Origin of the sequence: Pseudomonas zhanjiangensis (assembly GCF_041027545.1) — a bacterium.
GTDB lineage: Bacteria > Pseudomonadota > Gammaproteobacteria > Pseudomonadales > Pseudomonadaceae > Aquipseudomonas > Aquipseudomonas zhanjiangensis.
In genome coordinates this window covers 209,990-231,517 of the sequence record NZ_JBFTEG010000003.1, presented here as the reverse complement: position 1 = coordinate 231,517, position 21,528 = coordinate 209,990, and the positions used below count along the sequence as shown (strand labels likewise).

At 69.0% G+C, this 21,528-nt stretch carries 16 protein-coding genes and 1 pseudogene; 7 read left to right on the top strand and 10 right to left on the bottom strand.

The genetic code is table 11. The features are described 5' to 3' along the window. Nucleotides 1-26: 26 nt before the first annotated feature. The gene (locus tag AB5S05_RS05830) at nucleotides 27-1,148 is read left to right on the top strand and encodes a GGDEF domain-containing protein (protein ID WP_369286549.1); all 1,122 of its coding nucleotides are present in this window, start codon (nucleotides 27-29) and stop codon (nucleotides 1,146-1,148) included. Nucleotides 1,149-1,158: 10 nt separating this feature from the next. Here the strand turns inward: AB5S05_RS05830 and AB5S05_RS22115 are convergent, their stop codons facing one another. The 6 genes and pseudogenes from AB5S05_RS22115 to osmF form a co-directional block, all read right to left on the bottom strand. After that, the gene (locus AB5S05_RS22115) at nucleotides 1,159-1,887 is read right to left on the bottom strand and encodes a methyl-accepting chemotaxis protein (RefSeq protein WP_438943550.1); all 729 of its coding nucleotides are present in this window, start codon (nucleotides 1,885-1,887) and stop codon (nucleotides 1,159-1,161) included. A 138-nt stretch (nucleotides 1,888-2,025) separates the two neighbouring features. Continuing rightward, nucleotides 2,026-3,045, bottom strand: a pseudogene (locus AB5S05_RS22110) (HAMP domain-containing protein); the annotation flags it as partial. 250 nt (nucleotides 3,046-3,295) lie between these two features. Beyond that, nucleotides 3,296-4,033 carry an ABC transporter permease gene (locus tag AB5S05_RS05820; protein WP_369286547.1) on the bottom strand — a complete coding sequence of 246 codons (738 nt, stop codon included), beginning with the start codon at nucleotides 4,031-4,033 and terminating at the stop codon, nucleotides 3,296-3,298. Continuing rightward, the gene (locus tag AB5S05_RS05815) at nucleotides 4,030-4,968 is read right to left on the bottom strand and encodes an ABC transporter ATP-binding protein (protein WP_369286546.1); all 939 of its coding nucleotides are present in this window, start codon (nucleotides 4,966-4,968) and stop codon (nucleotides 4,030-4,032) included. The genes AB5S05_RS05820 and AB5S05_RS05815 overlap by 4 nt, the downstream gene beginning before the upstream one ends. Next, complete coding sequence (locus AB5S05_RS05810; RefSeq protein ID WP_369286545.1) at nucleotides 4,965-6,125, bottom strand: ABC transporter permease; 1,161 nt, start codon at nucleotides 6,123-6,125, stop codon at nucleotides 4,965-4,967. Before AB5S05_RS05810 ends, AB5S05_RS05815 begins: the two co-directional genes overlap by 4 nt. Before the next feature lie 7 nt (nucleotides 6,126-6,132). Beyond that, on the bottom strand, nucleotides 6,133-7,056 hold the full coding sequence (gene osmF, locus AB5S05_RS05805; protein ID WP_369286544.1) for a glycine betaine ABC transporter substrate-binding protein OsmF: 924 nt from the start codon (nucleotides 7,054-7,056) through the stop codon (nucleotides 6,133-6,135). Between the two features lie 428 nt (nucleotides 7,057-7,484). On the opposite strand from osmF, the gene AB5S05_RS05800 reads away from it, so the two are divergent. Both AB5S05_RS05800 and AB5S05_RS05795 read left to right on the top strand, forming a co-directional pair. Next, the gene (locus tag AB5S05_RS05800; protein ID WP_369286543.1) at nucleotides 7,485-7,829 is read left to right on the top strand and encodes a Rap1a/Tai family immunity protein; all 345 of its coding nucleotides are present in this window, start codon (nucleotides 7,485-7,487) and stop codon (nucleotides 7,827-7,829) included. Nucleotides 7,830-8,135: 306 nt separating this feature from the next. After that, nucleotides 8,136-8,909, top strand: a complete 774-nt coding sequence (locus AB5S05_RS05795) for a substrate-binding periplasmic protein (RefSeq protein WP_369286542.1) — start codon at nucleotides 8,136-8,138, stop codon at nucleotides 8,907-8,909. A gap of 54 nt (nucleotides 8,910-8,963) precedes the next feature. Here AB5S05_RS05795 and AB5S05_RS05790 read toward each other — a convergent pair whose 3' ends face one another. Then, the gene (locus AB5S05_RS05790; RefSeq protein ID WP_369286541.1) at nucleotides 8,964-9,314 is read right to left on the bottom strand and encodes a hypothetical protein; all 351 of its coding nucleotides are present in this window, start codon (nucleotides 9,312-9,314) and stop codon (nucleotides 8,964-8,966) included. 149 nt (nucleotides 9,315-9,463) lie between these two features. Here AB5S05_RS05790 and norR point away from each other — a divergent pair, with 149 nt between their 5' ends. Continuing rightward, nucleotides 9,464-11,011, top strand: coding sequence for a nitric oxide reductase transcriptional regulator NorR (norR, locus tag AB5S05_RS05785; RefSeq protein WP_369286540.1), 1,548 nt, complete (start codon nucleotides 9,464-9,466; stop codon nucleotides 11,009-11,011). A 3-nt stretch (nucleotides 11,012-11,014) separates the two neighbouring features. On the opposite strand, the gene pbpC is transcribed toward norR, so the two are convergent. Continuing rightward, complete coding sequence (gene pbpC, locus AB5S05_RS05780; RefSeq protein ID WP_369286539.1) at nucleotides 11,015-13,282, bottom strand: peptidoglycan glycosyltransferase PbpC; 2,268 nt, start codon at nucleotides 13,280-13,282, stop codon at nucleotides 11,015-11,017. Between the two features lie 533 nt (nucleotides 13,283-13,815). On the opposite strand from pbpC, the gene AB5S05_RS05775 reads away from it, so the two are divergent. The 3 genes from AB5S05_RS05775 (at nucleotide 13,816) to AB5S05_RS05765 (ending at nucleotide 15,759) form a co-directional block, all read left to right on the top strand. Further along, a complete protein-coding gene (locus tag AB5S05_RS05775) occupies nucleotides 13,816-14,874 on the top strand; it encodes a collagen-like domain-containing protein (RefSeq protein ID WP_369286538.1) in 1,059 nt (352 codons plus the stop codon). A gap of 25 nt (nucleotides 14,875-14,899) precedes the next feature. Beyond that, nucleotides 14,900-15,202: a hypothetical protein gene (locus AB5S05_RS05770; RefSeq protein WP_369286537.1), complete on the top strand. Its 303-nt coding sequence runs from the start codon at nucleotides 14,900-14,902 to the stop codon at nucleotides 15,200-15,202. Between the two features lie 263 nt (nucleotides 15,203-15,465). Beyond that, nucleotides 15,466-15,759 (top strand): hypothetical protein, encoded by a 294-nt coding sequence (locus tag AB5S05_RS05765; protein WP_369286536.1) that lies wholly within the window; start codon nucleotides 15,466-15,468, stop codon nucleotides 15,757-15,759. 104 nt (nucleotides 15,760-15,863) lie between these two features. On the opposite strand, the gene AB5S05_RS05760 is transcribed toward AB5S05_RS05765, so the two are convergent. Together AB5S05_RS05760 and AB5S05_RS05755 are read right to left on the bottom strand one after the other, a co-directional pair. Continuing rightward, nucleotides 15,864-20,771: an alpha-2-macroglobulin family protein gene (locus AB5S05_RS05760; protein WP_369286535.1), complete on the bottom strand. Its 4,908-nt coding sequence runs from the start codon at nucleotides 20,769-20,771 to the stop codon at nucleotides 15,864-15,866. 141 nt (nucleotides 20,772-20,912) lie between these two features. Continuing rightward, the gene (locus tag AB5S05_RS05755) at nucleotides 20,913-21,377 is read right to left on the bottom strand and encodes an aminoacyl-tRNA deacylase (protein WP_369286534.1); all 465 of its coding nucleotides are present in this window, start codon (nucleotides 21,375-21,377) and stop codon (nucleotides 20,913-20,915) included. Nucleotides 21,378-21,528: the final 151 nt, after the last annotated feature.

Genomic DNA, 21,528 nt, shown 5'->3' with positions numbered 1-21,528 from the left:
AATGACGTCTGCGGAGTAGCGACCAGATGCCCCCGGAGCCTGCGGCAATCGGCAGTACCCACTTCCCGCTCTGGCGGGAGGTCAGCGACTTCTATAGCCGCTCGCGCCTGGCCGGTTACTACTACCTGCTGGCCTGGCTGCTGCTCTGGTTCACCAGCCCCCAGCCGGCCCACAACCTCTGGGCCTGGGCCGCAGGCTGCGCGCTGCTGGCGACATTCTTCGTCTTGCGCGGGATCAATCGCCCACCGAAGGTGTTCGACCCGGCCCAGCTGCAACGCTGGCTGATCGCACAATGGCTGATCGTGCTGGTCCACTCGCTGACCTGGGGGCTGATGCTCGCCGGCATCCTGCTCCACGCCGATATCGCCGCCTCGCCATTGCTGGTCATCCTCAGCGTGGTGGTGTTCAGCACGGCCCTGGCCTTCACCTACCCCATGCGCCTGCTGCCGTGCGCCCTGGCGATGCTCTTCATGTACCTGCCGAGCATCCTGGCCAAGTACTACCAGGGCGGCAGCGAAGTCGGCGAGTCGGTGGCGCTGATGATCTATCTGGCCTACCTGGGCCTGTTCCTGCGGCGCTGGAACCTCGACTACCATGCCGGCGTCGAACGCGAGCTGCGCCTGATCCGCCACAGCGAGCAACTGGAGGAGCTCAGCCGCACCGACGTCCTCACCGCCCTGGGCAACCGCCTGCAATTCAACTCGCTGCTGCCCGCCTGGCTGGCCACGGCGCGCCGGCAACAGACGCCGCTGTCACTGATCCTGCTGGACATCGACTTCTTCAAGCGGGTCAACGACCAGTTCGGCCACAGCACCGGCGACCTGTGCCTGCAGGCCTTCGCCGAGCGCATGCGGCATATCTTTCGCCGCGACAGCGACATCCTCATGCGCCTGGGTGGCGAGGAGTTCGCCGTGCTGATGCCCGATACGCCGCTGGAACAGGCCGCACAGCTGGCCGAGCGCTTTCGTGCCGACCTGGTGGCCCAGCCGTTGCAGCTGCACAGCCAGTCCCTGGCGCTAAGCTGCAGCCTCGGCGTCGGCAGCTACATGCCGCTGTGCGACGACTCGGCCGAAGCCCTCTACCGGCGGATCGACGATGCCCTGTACCGGGCCAAGACCGAGGGCCGCAACCGTGTGGTGCTGGCCTAGGCGCGCGCCGCTACAGGCGAAAACGCCCCACCTGCCCGGCCAGGTCCTCGGCCAGGCCGCGTAGCGCCTGACAGTCCTCGCGGCACAGGCGCACCTCGTCGGCGGTGGCATGGGCCAGGTCGGCGATGCCCTGGACGTTGCGGTTGATCTCCTCGGTCACCGAGGACTGCTCCTCGGTCGCCGCCGCCACCTGGGTGTTCATGTCGCTGATGGTTTCCACCTGCTCGGTGATGGCGCCCAGCGACTGGCCGGTGCGCTGGCTGGCCTCGACCCCGGTGCCGGTGGCCGCCTGGCCGGCATGCATGGAGCTGACCGCGGTGTCGGCGCCCTGCTTGAGACGCTGGATCATCTGCTGGATCTCGTCGGTGGAACTCTGGGTACGGCTGGCCAAGGTGCGCACCTCGTCGGCCACCACGGCGAAGCCGCGGCCCATTTCCCCGGCGCGGGCCGCCTCGATGGCGGCATTCAGCGCCAGCAGGTTGGTCTGCTCGGAGATGCCGCGGATCACCGCCAGCACCTGATCGATCGAGGCCACCTGCTCGGCCAGCTCGCCCACCGCCTCGGCCGCCCCGCCGATGTCGGCGGACATCCGCTCGATATGCGCGATCGACTGGCCGACCACCTGGCGCGCCTGCTGCGCCTCGTCGCGGGCACCGTGGGAGGCCTGGGCCGCGCGATTGGCATTGCGCGCGATCTCCTGCACGGTCAGGCCCATCTCGTGCACCGCGGTGGCGACCATGTCGGTCATCTCCTGCTGCTGGCCGGCGCGCCCGGCGGTGTTTTCCACCACCTGGGCGACCTGGCCGACCGAGCTGCGCAGGCGCTCGCTGGTGGCCAGCACGTCGGCGATCAGGCTGCGCTGGCTGCCGATGAAGCGGTTGAAGCCGCGGGCCAGGTCGCCCAGCTCGTCGGCCCGTGACTCGTCCAGGCGCCGGGTCAGGTCGCCGCCGCCGCCGCCGATCTCCACCAGCGCCGCGGTGACCTGGCGAATCGGCCGCACCAGGCCGCGGGCCAGCAGCACCACCAGGCCGAGAAACAGCAGGGCGACACCCACCCCGATCAGGCTGCTCATCAGCAGCGCCTGGCGCGCCTCGGCGTAGATCTCCGCCTCGGGTATCTCGCTGACCAGCTGCCAGTCGAGGGTCTGCAGCGGCTGGGCGATGGCCAGGAAGGTCTCGCCGTCTCGCTGGAAGGACACCGCCTCACGCCCCCTGGCCAGCAGCGCGCCCGCCGCCTGGTCGCCGACCAGTTCGCCGAGCGTACGGCTGTTGTTGAAGCTCGACTGCGGGTGCACCTTGACCTTGCCGTCCGCGCTGACCAGGTAGACCCGGCCGGCCTCGCCGAACTGGAAGTTGCGGATCATCTCGGACATCGCGCTCAGGCTGAAGCCCAGCCCCGCCACCCCGAGGGTCTTGCCGCCGGCCACGACCCGCTGGTTGATGAACAGGGTCGGCTCGCGGGTGGTCTGGTCGATGTCGATATCCAGCGAGCGCGCCTTGCCGCCGTCGATGAAGCCGTAGAACCAGTTGTTCTCGGCCGGGCCGCGGGTCAGGCTGCGGTCCAGGCCCTTGCCAGTGAAGTAGTGGCCGCTGTCGAGGCCGACGATGAAGGTCGTCAGGGCCTTCTGCTGGCTCTGCACGGCGCTCAGGTAGCGCACGAACGCCGCCTGCTGGGCCGCCTCCTCGCCCTGCTGCAGCCAGTCCACCACCAGGCTGTTCTCGGCGATACCGCGGGCCGCGGTCAGCGGCTCGGTCAGCACCCGCTCAAGGTCGTTGCGGATCGCCAGGATGCTCGCCGGCAACGCCTCCTCGACCAGGTAGCGCTCGGCCAGGCGATTGACCACCGCCGAGTAGATGGCCACCACGATGAGGATGCTGGCGAGCAGCGCCGCGCCCATGCTGAGGATCAGTTGCCACTGAATACTGCGTTGCCAGAGGCGCATGGCGGCTCTCCTGCGATAATTGTTGTAATTTTGTATGGATTTTCGGATACAGGATTGTGCACAAAAAAGCCGGTTGTGACAGCCATGTTTCGCTATCGGCCAGCGCTGGCGGAAATTGAGCGGCGCCCGCCACGGCCCGGGCGCGCGGCCCGGGCGCCCGAGGGGCGCCGGCAAAGTTCCAGACGAGCGGTCAGTCGCGCCGCCCTCAACGGCCCTGGCGACTGCCGATCAGTTGCTGCAGGCGCTCGAAGGCGCTGTCGACGCTGATGGCCAGCAGGCCGATCAGCAGCGCCCCCTGCAACACATAGGCGCTGTTGCCGTTGACCAGCCCGGCGATCACCGGGTCGCCCAGGGTGCTGGCGCCGATGGTCGAGCCGATCGCGGCGGTGGCGATGGTGACGGTCACCGAAGTACGGATGCCGGCCAGGATCACCGTCGCCGCCAGCGGCAACTCGACCTGCAGCAGCACCTGGCGCGGCGCCATGCCGATGCCACGGGCCGACTCCAGCACCGCCGCCGGCACCCCCTGCAGCCCCGCCAGGGTATTGCGCAGCACCGGCAGCAGGCCGTAGAGCAGTAGGGCAACGATGGTCGGCAGGCTGCCAAAACCGAGCAGCGGCACCGCCAGGGCCAGCACCGCCACCGGCGGGAAGGTCTGGCCGATGGAAGCGACCTGGCTGACCAGCGGCAGGAAGTCACGGCCCCAGGGGCGGGTCACCAGGATGCCCGCAGCCACCCCCAGGCTCACCGCCAGGGCCGCCGCCGTGGCGACTATCGCCAGGTGATTGGCCAGCAGGCGGGCGAAGCTCGCGCGCGGGTAGATCACCACCCGCGCACCGGGCTCCAAGGCGCGGAACAGGCCCTCCAGCTCGCCCAGCCAGCGCACCGCTACCAGCAATAGCAGCAGCCAGCCGAGTGGCGCCAGCCAGGCCCTCCAGCTCATGCGTCGGGGCCGCGCAGCAGGGCGGCGATCGGCAGCAATCCGACCGGATTGCCCTGCTCATCGCGCACGCAGAGTTCGCCGGTGCGGTGCCAGAGCATCAGCGACAGGGCCTGGCGCAGGCTGTCCGTCACGCCCACCGAGCAGGCCGGCGGCGGCCCCTGCAGCGCCAGCATGTGCGCCCCGACCCGCTGCAGGCTGGCACGCTTGAGGCCCTGCTCGCCCTGGCCGAGCAGGTGCTCGACGAAGGCATTGGCCGGCTGCTCGAGCAAACGCGTCGGGGTGTCGTGCTGGACGATCCGCCCCTTGTCCATGACCACGATGCGGCTGGCCAGCTTGAGCGCCTCGTCGATGTCGTGGGTGACGAAGACGATGGTCTTGTGGATCTGCGCCTGGATGCGCAACAACTCGTTCTGCAGGCTGTCGCGGGTGATCGGGTCGAGCGCGCCGAACGGCTCGTCCATCAGCAGGATCTCCGGATCGCCGGCCAGGGCCCGCGCCACGCCGACACGCTGGGCCTGGCCGCCGGACAGCTGGCTGGGAAACTTGTGGGCAAAGTCCGCATGGGGCAGGCCGAGCAATTCGAGCAGCTCGCGCACCCGCGCCTCGATGCGCGCGGCCGGCCACTTGAGCAACTGCGGCACCACGCCGATGTTGCGCGCCACCGTCCAGTGCGGAAACAGCCCGGTGCTCTGGATCGCATAGCCCATGCGCCGGCGCAGCAGCTTGACGTCCATCGCGGCGATATCCTCGCCGTCGATGCGGATGCTGCCGCTGGAGCAGTCGATCAGCCGGTTGAGCAGGCGCAGGGTGGTCGACTTGCCGCAGCCGGAGGTGCCCACTATCACGCAGATCTCGCCACGCTCGATGCGCAGATTCAGCCCCTCGACCGCCGCCACGCCATCGTACAAACGGCTGACCCCATCCAATTCGATCATCGGCGTACTCCCGGTCGCAGGTAGTCGGCCAGGCCACTGAACAGACCATCGGCCAGCAGGGCCAGGCCGATGGTCGGCAGCGCGCCGAGCAGCACCAGGTCCATCGCGCCCTGGCCCAGGCCCTGGAAGATGAAGGTGCCGAAGCCCTGGGCGCCGATCAGCGCGGCCACCGCGGTCAGGCCGATGGCCTGGATGCTGGTGATGCGCAGGCCCTCGAGAATCACTGGCAAGGCCAGCGGCAGGCGCACCTGGCTGAATACCTGCCAGCGGCTCATGCCCATGCCGCGGGCCGACTCCAGCACCTCGGCCGCCACCTCCTGCAGGGCCACCCAGGTGTTGCGCACCACCGGCAGCAGGCTGTAGGCGACCAGCGCCAGCAGCGCCGGGGCCCAGCCGATGCCGCGCACGTTCAGGCTCTGCAGCAGCGGCGAATGCGCCGCCAGGTAGCTCAAGGGCGCCAGCAGCAGGCCGAACAGGGCCAGGCTGGGAATGGTCTGGAAGAAGTTCAGCACGCCGAACACCGGCCGCTGCAGCCGCGGCAGGCGGACGATCAGCGCGGTCAGGGCCATGCCCAGCAACAGGCTCAGCCCCAGCGTGCCGCCGACCAGGCCCAGGTGGCCGCGCAACGCCTGCCAGAACGCGGCGCTGCGGCTGGCGTATTCGCGCAGCAGGGCCAAGGGCGCCAACTCGCCCGCCTGGATCAGCCAGGCGGCGACCAGCAGCAGGCCCAGCGGCCCGAGCCGCCACCAGGGCGCCGCGACCCGCTGGCGCACCTCGACCAACAGCAGCAGGCCGAGAAACAGCAGGCTCCAGCTAGCGCCCGCCAGCCCGGCCCGGGCATAGGGCTGCTCGGCGCCAATGTGCTGGTGAATGAACCAGGCCAGGCTGGCCGGCCACTGCAGCAACAGCAGCAGGATCAGCGCGAGCATGCCGCGATAACGCGCCGGCGACGGCTGCAGGGCCAGGCCGGCTACCGTCAGCAGCGCGCCGAGCAGGCCCAGGGCCCAGGCCGGCCCCAGCGCGGCGAACAGGCCCAGACCGCGGCCGGGCACGATACGATTGGCCTGCACGCTGGCAAAATCCGCGAACAGCAGCAGCGCCACGGCTAGGGCGGCCAGGGTCAGGACCACGGGGTTGGCGTTCGGCAGCAGGCGCACGAGGCCCTCAGGGCTGCAGGCTGTCGAGGAAGCTCGCGGCCACTTGACGCGGATCGGCGCCGTTGACCGCCACCTCGGCATTCAACCGCTGCAGCACCGGCAGATCGAGGGCGGCGAACACCGGCGCCAGCAGGCTCTCGATCGCCGGGTAGGCCTGCAGGGTGGCGGCGCGCACCAGCGGCGCCGGCTGGTAGACCGGCTGCACCCCGCGGGTGTCTTCCAGCACCTGCAGGTCCAGGGCGCTGAGGCCGCCATCGGTGCCGTAGGTCATGGCGCCGTTCACCCCGTTGGTCTGCAGCGCCGCGGCGCGCAGGGTGGCGGCGGTATTGCCACCGGATAGGATCACCAGCTGCTCGGGCTTGAGCTCGAAACCGTAGGCCTGCTGGAAGGCCGGCAGGGCACTGGGCGACTCGACGAACTCGGCGCTGGCGGCGAACTTGAACTCGCCCCCGGCGTTCAGGTAGCGCGCCAGGTCGTCCAGAGTGGCCAGCTGATGGGCCCGCGCCAGGTCGCCGCGCACGCTCATCGCCCAGGTGTTGTTGGCGTCGGCCGGCTGCAGCCAGACCAGCTGGTTCTGCTCCAGGTCCAGTTGCTTGACCGTGGCGTAGGCCTTGGCCGCATCCTTCCACACCGGGCTGTCGCCGCGATCGAAGAAGAACGCGCCATTGCCGGTGTATTCCGGGTAGATGTCGATCTCGCCGGCGATCAGCGCGCTGCGCACGATGCTGGTGCCGCCCAACTGGATGCGTTCGGTCACCGGCACCCCGCCGCGCTCCAGCGCCTGGGCGATCAGCTGGCCGAGTACCGCGCCTTCGGTGTCGATCTTCGACGACACCACCACCGGCTCGGCGGCGAGCGCCTGGCCCAGGCCGAGGGTCGCGCCCAGCAGCAGCGGCAACCACAGGCGTTTGCAAGCAGACAGTAGAGACATCGGTGACCTCCTGGAGTGGCGCCGGCCGGCATGGCAGAGCATCACGGTCGTGGGGGACCGCTGCATCAGCGCTGTTCGCCTTGAAGGGTAAGACAGCTCGGCGATGGCGTCCAAGCGCCGGCGCCCATCGCGCGCCGTTGCCAACCACGCGGGGCGCCGGGCGAGCCGAGTGGACGGTGTTGATTTCGCTGGCGGCCCTCTCCTGGCCAGTGTTCGCCGCCCGGCGTACGCGGCTGGCCGCCCGGACCACGCAGCCGTCGCGCTGGCGTGCCCGCCACCGCCGTTCAGCGGACGGGTCCTCGCCATCCGGGCGCCACGCCCGAGCCGGTGCGACAATAATCCCCTGGGGGAGCAACCAGGCCGCCGGCATCCGGTGGCTGCATAGCCGCGCATTCGTGCGGGGCAATCCGCACAACCGGGAGCGAGCCATGAAAGATCACAAATGCAGGCTCGTCGCCACGCTGGTGGCGACCCTGCTGCTGCCGCCAGCCGCGCTGGCAGGCGCTTCGCGGACGGCCGGCGAACTGGCAGGCCAGTGCCAGCTGACGACCAACCTGGCCGTCATCGTCTGCCATATCTACCTTCACGCCGTGCAGGACGTGCTCGTCCAGGACCGGGTAAACGGATTCCGGGCCTGCCTGCCGGCGGACGCCGATATCGATCGCTCGGTGCGGCTGTTCGTCGACTGGGTGGCAGCGCATCCGCCGGCGCAGCAGGCTCCCGCCTCGGACGTGATCGCCCAGGCGCTGGCCGAGGCCTACCCCTGCGACTGAGCGGCATACACCTGGCCGAGGTACGGGGGCTGCCTGCGCGGGCAGCGAGCAGTGGGTCGACTGCCGGCGAGATTTTCAGGCGCACTACCAGCGCCGTACACAAGGCTTTGTCAGCCGGTTCAAACGCCGAGCGGCCGCCACAGGCTGTTTGCCCGGCTTGACGGCTGGCGCCCGCGCCCAGCACTCTGTAGCGACCCGACTCACCCGCCCGGCGGGGCGCGACGCCTGCGTCGCGCGACTTCCTGCAACTGCGTCACCGGCGGCCCGCTCCGCTGGCCGCCCGACAGCCGCACCCGCGAGTAGACGATGAAGGCAACCCTGCTTGGCATTCTGCTGTTGTGCGCCAGCTGTATGGCCCAGGCCCGGCCGCCCGACAGCCAGTTGGTGACGATCTACGCCTATCACCTGAAGCCGCCGTTCATCGTCGACCTTCAGCAGCGCCAGGGCCTCTATTACGACTTCGCCGCCTACCTGAACAGCAAAGGCGAGCGCTACCACTTCCACACCGAGTTCCTGCCACGCAATCGTCTGGAGCACGACCTGGACCGCCAGCTACTCGAAGGCATGGTGATCGGCGTGACCCCGGCCTGGTTCGATGATCCGCTCGAGCAGAACTACCTGTGGACCCCGGGCATCTTCCACGACCAGGACGAGATCGTTTCCCTGCCCAGCCTGCACTTCAACTACAGCGACCCACACTCGCTGAGCGGCATGCGCCTGGCCGGGGTGCTGGGTTTTTCCTACGCGGGCATCGACCAGCTGGTCGACGCCGGCGAGATTCTCAGGAGCAATACCGCCGGCGAACGCGAGGTCCTGCAGATGATCCTCAAGGGCCGGGTGGATGTCGGCATCATCAGCCGCTCGACCCTGGACTACCTGACGGCCGTGGACCCCAAGCTGGGCCGTCTGTACGTCTCGCCCGTACCCCACGACGTCTTCGAGCGGCGCATCCTGATTCCCCAGGACATGCCGCAGGTGCAGGCCTACCTGCTGCCGATCATCGAGCAGATGCACAGCGATCCGGCGTGGCGGGCCATCCTCCACAAGTACCGCGCACCACCCACTACGCGTCATCCGTGACCATCGGCCCCGGACAATAAGGCGGCGCGACAGGGCCGGGCGACAGGCCTCGCCTCAGTGCTCGGAAGGCGCCAGGCGCCGGCCGCGGATGCTTACCCGCTCACCGGGCTGGAACTGCAGCCTGGGCGAACGCACCAGGCGCTCGCGGCCATCATCGCCCCGGACCCGATAGGCCGTCTCGCTGAGCCCCGCGGCGCCCTGCGCCCCCGCACCCGCCCAGGCGCCCAGGGCCGCACCGGCCAGCGCACCGACGGGGCCGCCGGCGGCGCCACCGAGCAGCACTCCCCCCAGGCCACCGAACACCTGCCCGGCGGTGTGATCGGCCTGCTCGGCAAGCACTTCGGCGGCCAGCGCCAAGCGAACGCTAAGCAGCAACGTGAGACTGATGACGGAGAATCGTTTCATGGTGGTTTCCTTGCGTGTTAGGTTATCGACGCAAGTACAGAGTCAGTTTCCGTGCCAAATTTCATTTTCATATAAATCAATTACTTGAAAACACAAAGAGTCATCATGACTCGAAATTATCGAGTCCTTATGACTAGACGAGCGTCGTTATGACCAACCCCTTGCTGCTCGCCCTGATCCCCCTGGTCGCCGACCTGTCGCGCGACCTGCCCGACCAGGAACGCTACCGACGCCTGCTGCGCGCGCTACGCCAGCTGCTGCCCTGCGATGCCGTGGCGCTGCTCAAGCTCGAGGGCGATACCCTGGTGCCGCTGTCGGTCGAGGGCCTGAGCCCCGATACCCTCGGCCGGCGCTTCAAGGTCGAACACCACCCGCGCCTGCGCAAGCTGCTCGAGCAACGCGGACCGACCCGCTTCGCCATCGACTGCGGCCTGCCCGATCCCTACGACGGCCTGGTCGAGGGCCACCAGGGCCACCTGGCGATCCACGACTGCCTCGGCTGCCCACTCTACGTGCAGGACAAGCCCTGGGGCCTGCTGACCCTCGACGCCCTCGACCCGGCCAGCTTCGGCAGCGTCGACTTGGATAATCTCGAGGCCTTCGCCAGCCTGGCCGCCGCCACGGTGATGGCCAGCGAACGAATCAGCCTGCTGGCACGCAACGCCGAGGACCAGCGCCAGCTGGTCGAGGTCTACAAGCGCGCCGCCGACGGTCGCCAGCCACGCGAGATGATCGGCCAGACCGCCAACCACAAGCAGCTGCTGGAGGAAATCCAGCTGGTCGGCAACAGCGCCCTGACCGTGCTGATCACCGGCGAAACCGGGGTCGGCAAGGAGCTGGTCGCCGAGGCCCTGCACCTGAGTTCGCCGCGGGCGAAGAAACCGCTGATCAGCCTGAACTGTGCGGCGCTGCCCGACACCCTGGTCGAAAGCGAGCTGTTCGGCCACGTCAAGGGCGCCTTCTCCGGCGCCGTCGGCGAACGCAGCGGCAAGTTCGAGCTGGCCAACGGCGGCACGCTGTTCCTCGACGAGATCGGCGAGCTGGCCCTGCCGATCCAGGCCAAGCTGCTGCGCGTGCTGCAGAGCGGCCAGCTGCAGCGGGTCGGCTCGGACCGCGAGCACCATGTCGACGTGCGCATCATCGCCGCCACCAACCGCGACCTGGCCGAGGAGGTACGCGCCGGGCGCTTTCGCGCCGACCTCTATCACCGCCTCAGCGTCTACCCGCTGCACGTACCGCCACTGCGCGAGCGCGGCCGCGACATCCTCCTGCTGGCCGGCTACTTCCTCGAAGAAAACCGCACCCGCCTGGGCCTGCGCAGCCTGCGCCTCAGTCCGCCCAGCCAGCGCGCCCTGCTCGATTACGGCTGGCCGGGCAACGTCCGTGAACTCGAGCACCTGATCGACCGCGCCGTACTCAAGGCCCTGGCCGGCCACCAGGAGCGCCCGCGCATCCTCACCCTGGAGCCGGCGCACCTCGGCCTCGAAGAACCCTCGCTCGCGCCCGGCGCGCCGAGCGATCCGGTCGCCGACGAGCAACCCGCCGCGCCCCTGCGCGCACGCTTGGATGACTACCAGAAACAGCTGATCAACCAGAGCCTGGCCCGCCACCAAGGCAAATGGGCCGAGGTCGCCCGCGAACTGGGGGTCGACCGGGCCAACCTCAACCGCCTGGCCAAGCGCCTGGGGCTGCTGTGAGTCCTAGTCGCGCACGCTGAACACCAGCCGCGCGGTCTGCCCGCTCTCGTCCAGCACGCTGAGCTGGTACTGGCCGCTGCGCGTGAAGGCGTGGTCGAACTCGGCACCGGCGCCGGTCTCGGCGATCGGCTGGCCGTCGACGAACCACCAGCGCCGTCCGCTGCCGCCCAGGGCCGAGAGGCGCAGGCGCAAGGCGGCGGCGCTGCCGGCCGGACGCTGCAGGCGGTCGCCATCGCTGACACCGACGATCGCCAGCGGCGCGGCCTGCGCCAGCTGCGGCGGCGGGCAGGCCGGATCGACCGCCGGCAACCGCGCACTGCGCCGCTCGCGGCGCGGCAGCCAGGGCTCCAGCGGCGCCGGCCACAGCGCCAGCGGGTAGGCGCGGGCGCCGGGACAGCCGGCGCCCACCCGCAGGCCCCGCTGGTTGAGCCAGTAGGCTTCCTGCAGCCCCAGGCCCAGCGGCTGGTCCTCGCCCTGCAGAGTCGGCGGTGTGGTACCGGCCAGGGTCCAGGCGAAGCGCTGGCGCCGGCAGTTGGGGTCATCCTTGTCCAACGGCTGGCCCAGCGGCCAGCAGATCGCCGCCACGCCGACCTCGGTCGGCTGCGGATCGGCCGGCGCAGCGAGGCCGCGCTGGCTGTCGCGGTTGACCAGCAGGTCATGCACCTGCAGCAACAGCGGCGCGGCCGAGGCCAGGCCGAACTGGCCGGGCACCGGGGTGCCGTCCGGGCGGCCGATCCACACCCCAATGACATGCCGCGGCGCCACGCCGATGGCCCAGGCATCGCGGAAGCCGTAGCTGGTACCGGTCTTCCAGGCCAGGCTGGGGCGCTGCACCAACTGCGCCCGCGGGTCACGATCCGGGCGCGCCTGGCCGCCGAGGATACGGCGGATGATCCAGGCCGCCCCCGGCGACAGCAGGCGCCGCTGGTACAGCGGATCCTGTGGCTGGAAGCGCAGGCGAGCGACCTGGCCGCCGCGGGCGAAGGCGCTGTAACCGCTGACCAGGTCCTCCAGGCTGCTGCCGGCGCCACCGAGGATCAGCGCCAGGTTCGGCTCGGCCAGCGGCGGCAGGGCCAGCGGCACCCCGGCCGCGCGCAGTTCGCCGGCGAAACGCTTTGGCCCGTAGGCCTCGAGCAACTGCACCGCCGGCAGGTTGAGCGAGGTCGCAAGCGCCTGACTGGCCGATACCGCACCGCTGAAGCCGCTGGAAAAGTTGCCGGGACGGTAGTCGCCGTAGCGCCGCGGCACGTCCTGCAGCAGGGATTCGGAATGGATCAGCCCGGCATCCAGGGCCTTGCCGTAGAGGAAGGGCTTGAGGGTCGAGCCGGGCGAGCGCAGGGCGCGGACCATGTCGACATGGCCGAAGCGCCGGGCGTCGCCGATATCCACCGAGCCGAGGTAGGCGCGCACCGCCATGCTCGGCTGCTCGACCACCAGGATCGCCGCCGAGGTCCGCTCCGGCAGGCGCGCTCGCCAGCCCAGCAGCAGCTCTTCCAGGCGGCGCTGCAGGGCGGCGTCGATTGTGGTGCGGATCACCGGCGGACTGCCGGGGCGGTTCAATCGCCGCGCCAGCAGCGGTGCCAGGCGCGGTTGCTGGCGCGGCGCCAGCAGCACCGGTTCCTCCAGGGCATCCTCGATCGCCTCCTGCGGCCATACCTGGAAGTCGGCCAGGCGTGCCAGCACCTTGTCCCGCGCGGCCTGGGCGCGCTCGGGATGGCGGTCCGGACGCAGCCGGCTCGGCGCCTGTGGCAACACCGCGAGCAGGGCCGCCTCGGCGCGGGTCAGGCTGGCCGGCGACTTGCCCAGGTAGCTCCAACTGGCCGCCGCCACCCCCTGCAGGGTGCCGCCGTAGGGCGCCCGATTGAGGTAGAGGGTGAGAATCTCGTCCTTGGACAGGTGCCACTCCAGCTGCAGGGTGCGCCACAGTTGCTTGAGCTTGCCGGGCAGGCTGCGCCCGTGGGGGTCGAGCAGGCGCGCCACCTGCATCGACAGGGTGCTGCCGCCGGACACCACGCGCCCGCCACTGAGGTTCTGCCAGGCGGCCCGCGCCAGGGACAACGGATTGACCCCCGGATGCTGGTAGAACCAGCGATCCTCGTAGCTCAGCAGCGCTTCCAGGTAATAGGGTGAGACCTCGACCGGGGTCACCGGGTAGCGCCACACTCCATCGCGATCGGCGAAGCGCCACAGCGGCGTGCCGTCCTCGGCCAGTACCACCCGGGCCAGGTCGTCCTCCGGCAGCGGCAGGGGAAACAGGCGGTCCGCGAGCATGACGAGCGCCAGAAACAGTAACGGTAGTGTGACAATTCGCTGCCGAGGACGTATCCAGGTTAACAGGGCTTCTCGCCTTCCTTCCGGCACTTAAACATCCTTCTAAGATGCTGTAATTAAACGACTATTTCCTAATAGCGCCGCGACAGTAACAGCGCACGAGAAAGTCATTAGTTTGGCGGTACATTTTTGTCTATTGATCAACTTTTAAGCAAATCCAGCCGATCGTCGGAATTCTGTCGGAAAACTCGTTTCCACTGTTTCACCGCCTTTACAACACCCCGGCGCCGACCTAAACCCATATCAAACTGACACCAGGCTGATATGGGCCGTTCTCCTGGGTCAGCACACCAAAGCATCGGCCTCAACCCAAGCCTCAGGACTCCAAACCAGGGATCACAGGATACCGCGAAAGCTGGAAGCGCCGATCGGGGCTTCCAGCTGGGGCCGAGCAGCCCCACACAGGGAGCAGCGCTGCGGAATGGTCTGACGAGTAGGAGAGGAGCGCTCTTTTACCGGGCAGGACAGCAATCATGGGATACCACAACCCACAGGGTTCGCAGCACAGCAGCAAAGGACAATCCTCGTCGCGCGGCTCACTGGCTGCAGCGATTCCGCTATTTCGTCAGCCCAGAATGCTCTTCCCAGCCACCCTGCTGTCGGCGGCGCTGCTCGGACTGAGCGGTCAGGTGCTGGCCGATCACGACCCAGCCCATAGCATTGCCAACCTTAAAGGCGGACTCGGCGCGCTCGAGCAGCGAGTGTGGGACTGCGAACATGGCGTCGGCGGCAAATGCCCTGGCACCAAGGGCGATATCGGCGCGACTGGGCCGGCGGGACCGCAAGGGCCCAAGGGCGATACTGGCGCGACTGGCCCACAAGGTCCCCAAGGCGATACCGGACCGCAAGGGCCACAAGGCGACAAGGGCGATACTGGCGCGACTGGCGCGACTGGCGCACAAGGCCCCCAAGGCGATACCGGACCGCAAGGGCCACAAGGCGACAAGGGCGATACTGGCGCGACTGGCGCGACTGGCGCGACTGGCGCGACTGGCGCGACTGGCGCGACTGGCGCGACTGGCGCACAAGGTCCCCAAGGCGATACCGGACCGCAAGGGCCACAAGGCGACAAGGGCGATACCGGCGCGACTGGCCCACAAGGCCCCCAAGGCGATACCGGACCGCAAGGGCCACAAGGCGACAAGGGCGATACTGGCGCGACTGGCCCACAAGGCGATACCGGAGCGCAGGGGCCGCAAGGCGACGTTGGCGCAACAGGTGCGAAAGGCGACAAAGGCGATAAAGGCGACCAAGGCATCCAAGGCATCCAAGGCCCTACTGGCCTGGCCGCCTGGGAGTACAGGACAAACAACTGCACCGATAACACCACCGCCATTAGCTGCACGGCAACCTGCAGCAGCGTGGCCAAGAAGGTGCTTGGCGGGGGAGTGAGCTACAGCTCCAGCAGCACCTGGCAGGTCAATCAAAGCTACCCAGCAAGCAATACGAGTTGGACAGCGACGTTGAATAAGTCAGGCAATGCGACCCAAATCACCGCAACTGTCTACGCCATCTGCGCCGACACCAACTAGCCGGCCAACCCAGGAGGTATAAGTCATGAACAAGCTTTCAACTTATGTCTGGGCAGTTGTGGCGATGCTGCTGGCCGGCCCGGCACTGGCCAATCATTGCGATGCGAACTTCGACGAGGCCCAGGCGGCGATCGACAACGCCTACGGCCTTGAGCCCAACGTGGAGGACGCGATTGCGGCCCTGCTTCCGGCCGCCATCGAGGCCTGCCGACTGGAGGAAGAGGCACTGGCCACCGCAGAGCCCGGTTCCCCGATGTTGGAGCCGGACTATGTGTCGCTTGGCCAATCCATGCTGATCAACGTCACCTCACTGGTCAGCGCGCCATAAATCTCGCGGCGAAAGCCGCTTCCCAATCGGGGTGCAGGTGCCATTGCGGCCTTGCACCCTTCTTTTTGCCGCAGGCAAACAGCCCTGCGGGTTGCCTTGTGCCAACGAGCAGGCCTAACCCCACTTGCATGCACCTCCAGGCAAGACGCCAACGCTTTGGCCAAACCACCTGCGAGCCCGTCCTAGAGATGGCACACTAACGCCCTTTGCCGGAGAAGGCGGCTAAGCCCCCTTGCAGGCGTTAGGCGGATAGGAACGGTCAGATGCGGGTAGAAGGTTTTTTCGAGTGGCTCGGCCAGGCGTTCGGCTCGGTCATACGTTTTATCGTCGAGTCGCTGAGCGGTTTCTTCGGCCTGCTGGGCGACGCGGTCGGCGGTTTTATCAATGGCATGTCCAAGGCCCTGGGCATCACCCCCTCGCTGCTCGGCGTCGTGGTGCTGGTGATCGGCCTGCTGCTGCTCTACACCGCCGTGCGCGCCTTTATGCGCCGTTCGATCTTCGTCGGGATCATCTGGCTGCTGCTTGGCCTGTGGCTGCTCGGCGGACTGATCCGCTAGCAAGGGGCGCCAGTTTGGCGGCACCCTGGCGTGAAGAGGAGGGAGCGGATCCAGCCGCGACTTTTCGCGGCTGAAGCCGCTCCCACAAACCGCCCCCGCCTTGATCAGCGGCGCTCCTCGACCACCAGCCGCCCCGGCGATTCACCGAGAGCCTGCCAGTTGGGCCGGTACATCGACTCCACCTGTGGCGGCGGCACCCGGTAGCTGCCGGGGGTGACGGCGCGGGCCAGGTACAGCAGGTGGCTGCTGTCGTAGCCGTTGACGTCCAGTGCCGCGACGTAGCGGTCGCCGCGGAACTCCTGGTGCTTGATCCGTGCATGACTCATCGCCTTCTGCCAGTCCTTCACCGCGGCGCTGGCGTCCGCCAGGCTGGCGGCGCTCTGCGCCAGGTTCTGGTTCTCCAGTTCCAGGCCGGCCGGCAACAGGTCGACCACCAGCGCGTCCGGCACCCGCTGCTTGGCTTCGACCATCAGGTGCACCAGCACCAGCTCGCCGCTGCGCAGCGCCTTGAGGTCCAGCGGCCGACCATCCATGCCCAGGTACTCGCGGAAGATCCTCAGGTTGTCGCCGCCGGCGGCCGGTGGCTCGACCGGGTAACCGGACAGGGTCAGCTGCTGGTACAGCGGCTCGTCGCCGGCATTTCTCAGGCTCAGCGGCGCGGCCAGCTCGCCGCCGTCCAGCTTGATCCCCGGCTGGGCATTGCTCAGCGCGAAGGCCAAGGCGCCGCTGTGCAGTTCGGCCTGCCAGGCCGACTCGGGCTTGTCGAGCAGCTTGCGCCCGGCCAGGTAGAGGGCGTTGCGCTCCTGGGTCGACAGCCAGCGCTGGCTGGCGACTTCGTCGGCCAGGACGAACAGACGCTCCTCGCGACGGCCTGCGGCCAGGTCATGCTCTTCCAGCAAGGCGAGGATCAGCGCCTGGTCGCGCAGGGCGCTGCCATAGTCGCCCAGCCAGTGGCGATTGTCGCGGCTGCGCGCCAGGCCGGCGGCCAGGGCCTGTTCGGCCCGCGGCGCATCGCCCATCTGCTGCAGGGCGATGGCCAGGTGCACCAGCGGCAAGCCGGACTGGGCATCCTGGCGACGCTCGAACAGACTGCGCAGCGCGCCGAGCGGCGCCTGCCGGCTGCGCGCCAGCACATAGCCGGCGTAGGCCTGCACGGCGAAGCGACTGTGACTGGCGTCATCGCTGTAGTCGACCTCGATCAGGTGGCGCTCCTGCAGGTAGCGCAGCAGGCGCTCGCTGGCCTTCTTCAGCGCCTCGGGCGGCACGCCGAAGCCCTGCTCGCGGGCGCGCAGGAGGAAGTCGGTGACATAGGCCGTCAGCCAGTACTCCTCGTCGCCATCGGCGCCCCACAGGCCGAAACCGCCGTTGTGCCGCTGCATGCCCAGCAGGCGCTCGATGCCCAGCTCGATCGAGCGGCGGCGCTGCGCGTCCGGCTCGGCCTTCAGGCCCAGGCGTTCGAGACTGGCGGCGTCGGCATACAGCGACGGGTAGAGGCCGCTGGTGGTCTGTTCCAGGCAGCCGTAGGGGTAGGCCTTGAGCGCGCGGATCTGCTCGCCGAGGTTCAGCGGCGGACGGCTGGACAGCGCCAGCAGCGCCTCGCGCCCTGCCGGCTCGAAGGCCTCCAGGGTGCCGGCCGGCAGCTGCCAGGGCTGATCCTTGAGCACCGTGCGGAAGTGCCGTAGCTGCGCCGGGTAGGCCGGACGGATGCCCAGGGTCCACTCGCGGCGCAGCGGCGCCAGTTGTTCAGCGGGCAGCGCCAGCCCCTGCACCTCGACCCGGATGCGGCCCTGACCGTAGCCGCCGAGGGCGCGCACCGGAATGCGCAGGATGCTGCGCTGGCCCGCGGCCAGTTCGATCGATTGCTGCGCCTCAAAGGGTTCGACCAGACTGAGCGGGCCCTCGGCCGCGATCTGCAGCTTGAGCTGCTGCGCCTGGCCCGACAGGTTGCTGAGGTCGAGCGCCAGGCGGGTCTCATCGCCACCGGCGAGGAAGCGCGGCATCGACAGCTCGGCGATCAGCGGCGCGGCCACCAGGGTCTTGGCTTCTGCCATGCCATAGCGCTCGTCGGTCCAGGCCTGGGCCATCAGGCGCAGCTCGCCGTTGAAGTCGGGAATGTCCAGGCTGACCTCGCCTTGGCCCTGCTCATCCAGCAGCAGCGGCTGGCTCTGCAGCGCGACTATCAGCACGCCGGTATCCGGGCGCTTGCCGCCGGCGGCCAGGGCCGCGTCGCCGCCGAAGGCCAGCCTGGCCAGCCGGCCCTGGCCGGCCTCGATCAGCTGGCCGTAGACATCCAGCTGGTCGGCGCCATAGGCCTTGCGCCCGAACAGCGCGGCGAAGGGATCGGGGGTCGGGTAGTCGGTGATATTGAGGATGCCGGCGTCCACCGCGGCCACCAGCACCCGCACCTGCTCGGGCACGCTGCCGTCGGCGTTGCGCGCCTGCACCCTGACCTTCAGCGGCTGGTTGGGGCGCATGTGCTCGGCCGCGCTCAGGTTCAACGCCAGCTGGCGCGGCGCCCGCTGCAGCGGCAGATGGAGCAGACCCACCGCGCGCTTGGGCGTGGCGTTGCTCCGGTGCTCGCCGGGGCGGATCACCAGGGCGCTGACATACAGATCGTGGCGCGCCCAGTCCTTGGCGATGGGGATGTCGAAGCTCTGGCCCTCGGCCGGCACCTGGATTTCCCGCCACCACAGCGGGCCGTCGCTGGATTCGACCAGCAGGTAGCCACTGCCGGCCGCCGGCGGCGTCACCCTGACCCGCGCCGTATCACCTTCCACGTAGGCCGGCTGGTCCAGCGCCAGCTTGACCTGGTCCGGGCGCACCGCGCCACCGTCGGCATTGTCCTGCCAGCGGTAGCCGGCCCAGAAGCGCAGGCTGCTGAGCAGGCCGGTCTGGTTGTCGATCACCTCGACCCGGTACGGCCCCCATTCCACCGGGAAGCCGATCTTCGCCGTGGCGCCGTCCGCGATGTCGAGGCGCTGCTCGCTGAGGGTCAGGTACTTCTCGTTGTAGTGATAGCTCCAGCCGTCGCTGTCGGAGAAATTCCAGTAGTAGTCACGGCGCTCGCGGATCAGGCGCACGCTGAGCTGCTCGGCGGCCAGCTTGTGGCCGGCGGCGTCGGCCACCAGCACCTCGAATTCGGCCAGGCTGTCGGCATCGACCCGTTCGCCATCAAACAGCCCGCGCAGCCCCGGCAGGCGCTCGGCCGGCCACACCGGCTGGACCAAGCGGCGGGTGATCGGCCGCCCCCCGGACTCCTGCAGGCTGGCCTGGAGGATGAGTTTCAACGGCGACCTGGCCTCCGCCCAGCGGCTGTCGATGCTCAGGCTAGCCTTTCCCTGATCGTCCAGCTTGACCTCGTCCAGCTCGATGTCCTGGCTCAGCTCCTGCTCGGTCACCGAGCCGAACTGGTAGCCCGGCAGGCTGGCTACCGCCTCACGCAGCGGGCGCACGTAGAGCTGTCCTCCGAGGCGGTTGCCGGCGGCCGGCGCGCCGTACAGGTAACGCCCGCTCACTGTGAAGCGGGCGCTGTCGCCGGGTTTGAAGGGCGTGTCGCTGCCCTCGAGTTCCAGCGCCAGACGCTCGGGGAGGAAGTCCTCGACGGCAAACTCATAGAGCTGCGGCTTGCCGTCGCCGAGGTCGAACTGCAGTTGCCAGCGCCCGGTCGGCGCCTCCTCGGCCAGGGCCAGCTGGTATTGATAGAGCCCGGCGTCATCGGCCTGCCAGACGAACTTGCGGCTGACCTGCGCATCCGGCCGGCGCACCTCGACATGCACCGGCTGCGCCTGGACCCCGCGGCCGTCGGCGTCGCGCAGCAGGGCGTTGAGCAGCACGGTCTCGCCCGGGCGATAGAGGTCGCGCGGGCCAAACACGAAGAACTGCAGGGGCTGGGCGCGGGGGCCGGCGATATCGAACTCGGCCAGATCCAGCGCCGGGCCATCGAGGCGCAGCAGGCTGGTCTGCTCGCCCTGCCTGGCCAGCAGCAGCTCGGCCTTGGCCGCCAGCGGCAGTTCGGCGTGGCCGGCGGCGTCGGTCTTGCCGCTGGCCAGCACCCGGCCCTTGCCATCGAGCAGTTCCAGCTCGACCTCGGCCAGCGCCTTGCCGCCGGCCAGGGCCTGGGTGAACACGTCCAGGCGCTGGCGATAGCGGTGGGCGGACAGGCCGATGTCGCTGAGGCTGAACAGGGTGGCCGGCTGCGAATAGCCGTAGTTGCCCGCCTCGCGCATCACCGCCAGGTACACCCCGGGCTGCTTGAACGGCTCCAGACCGGCGATCGGCAACAGCAGGGTCTCGCGGGTGTTGCGTGCCGGGTTGAGGTCGAAACGCCCGCCGTAGACCAGCTCGGCCATCGGCAGCAGCGTTCTGGCTTCCCAGGTGTCGAGGTTGCTGCTGCGCCCCCACTGGCTGAGGAACTTCGGCAGGGCCTGGGGCTTGATGCGGAAGAATTCGACGTTGACCGCATCGACGTTCAGCGCGATCACCGGCAGGCCCTCGGCCAGGCGGGTGGGCAGCAGCGAACCGCGGCTGGCGAAGCCGACGCTGGCCTGCAGGTCGCGGGTCTGCAGGCGGCTGACGTACTCCTCGGCCAGCTCGGCGCCATTCACCCCGCGCAGCCCGGCATCCACCGTCAGCACCAGCTTGCGCCGCGGTTCCAGGTGGCGCAGGTGCAGCTCCATCAGGTTGTCGGCCAGTTCCCAGGCGCCGTCGACCCGGCCGTTCTTGCTGTCGACCAGGTGCAGGCGCTCGGCGAAGTCCTGCTCCGGCTCCAGCGGCACCGAGAAGCTCACCGACAGGCTGCTGGCGCCATCCAGCTGGACCTCGGAAACATCCACCACCTTGAGTTCGCGGCCGGCGTAGCGCGCGGCCAGGGCGGCGCGGTCGACCGGCGGCGCGGCAGCCGGGGTGCTCGCCGGTGGCTCGAAGGTGCTTACCTTGGCGGGTTCGGGGGTGGATGAATCACAGGCGCTGAGCAGGCTCAGGGCAAGTGCCAGAAGCAGTCCTTTGTTCGGCATTGCGGGCTCCAACGTGGTACCGGGTGCAGTGGCCAGACACTATAGCCGAGCCCCTCGGCGGCGACGCAAGCGCCGCCGGCAAAGCGGGATCGGGCACGGGCCCGTCCGGCCAGCGGCGCCGGACGAGCAGCGTGCCGCGATTCACTGGCAGAGTTCGCGAACTTCGGCGTTGGGCGCCAGCTTGAAGAACTCCTCGACCTTCATGTGCACCAGGCTCTCGTGATCGCCCGCCTCCAGGTAGATATCCTGCTGCCGGGCCAGCTGCGGATCGATCAGCATCTCCAGACCATAGAGCTCACCCAGCGCCGGCACCGCGCCCCGCTCGCAGTCCTTGAACAGGGTGGCCAGGCTCTGCTCGCCGCTGAGCTGCCAGCGACTGGCCCCCTTGTGCACCTTGTCCAGATCCAGCTGGCGATTGGCCGGCAACACGGCCATCAGGTAGTGCCCGCGCCGGTCGTCGAGTATCACCGACTTGGCCATCCGCGCCGGTGAGATGCCGGCCTTGCGTGCCGACTCCAGGCTGGTCGCCGAATGCTCATGCTCGACCAGGTCGAACTGACAGTGCGCCCGCCGCAGGTTGCGCACCAGGGTTTCCGCCACATGCATGTTTCACCTCCTCGGCCACCCTCCTCTGCGGCCATGACAGATATGTCCCTGGCTACAGTCTAGCCAGGCCGCCCCCGCGCAGCGGCGCGGCCAAGCAACAGTTGCTGCTATGCCGCAGCCGGCATAGTCGAAATGGCACTATCGACGCGGC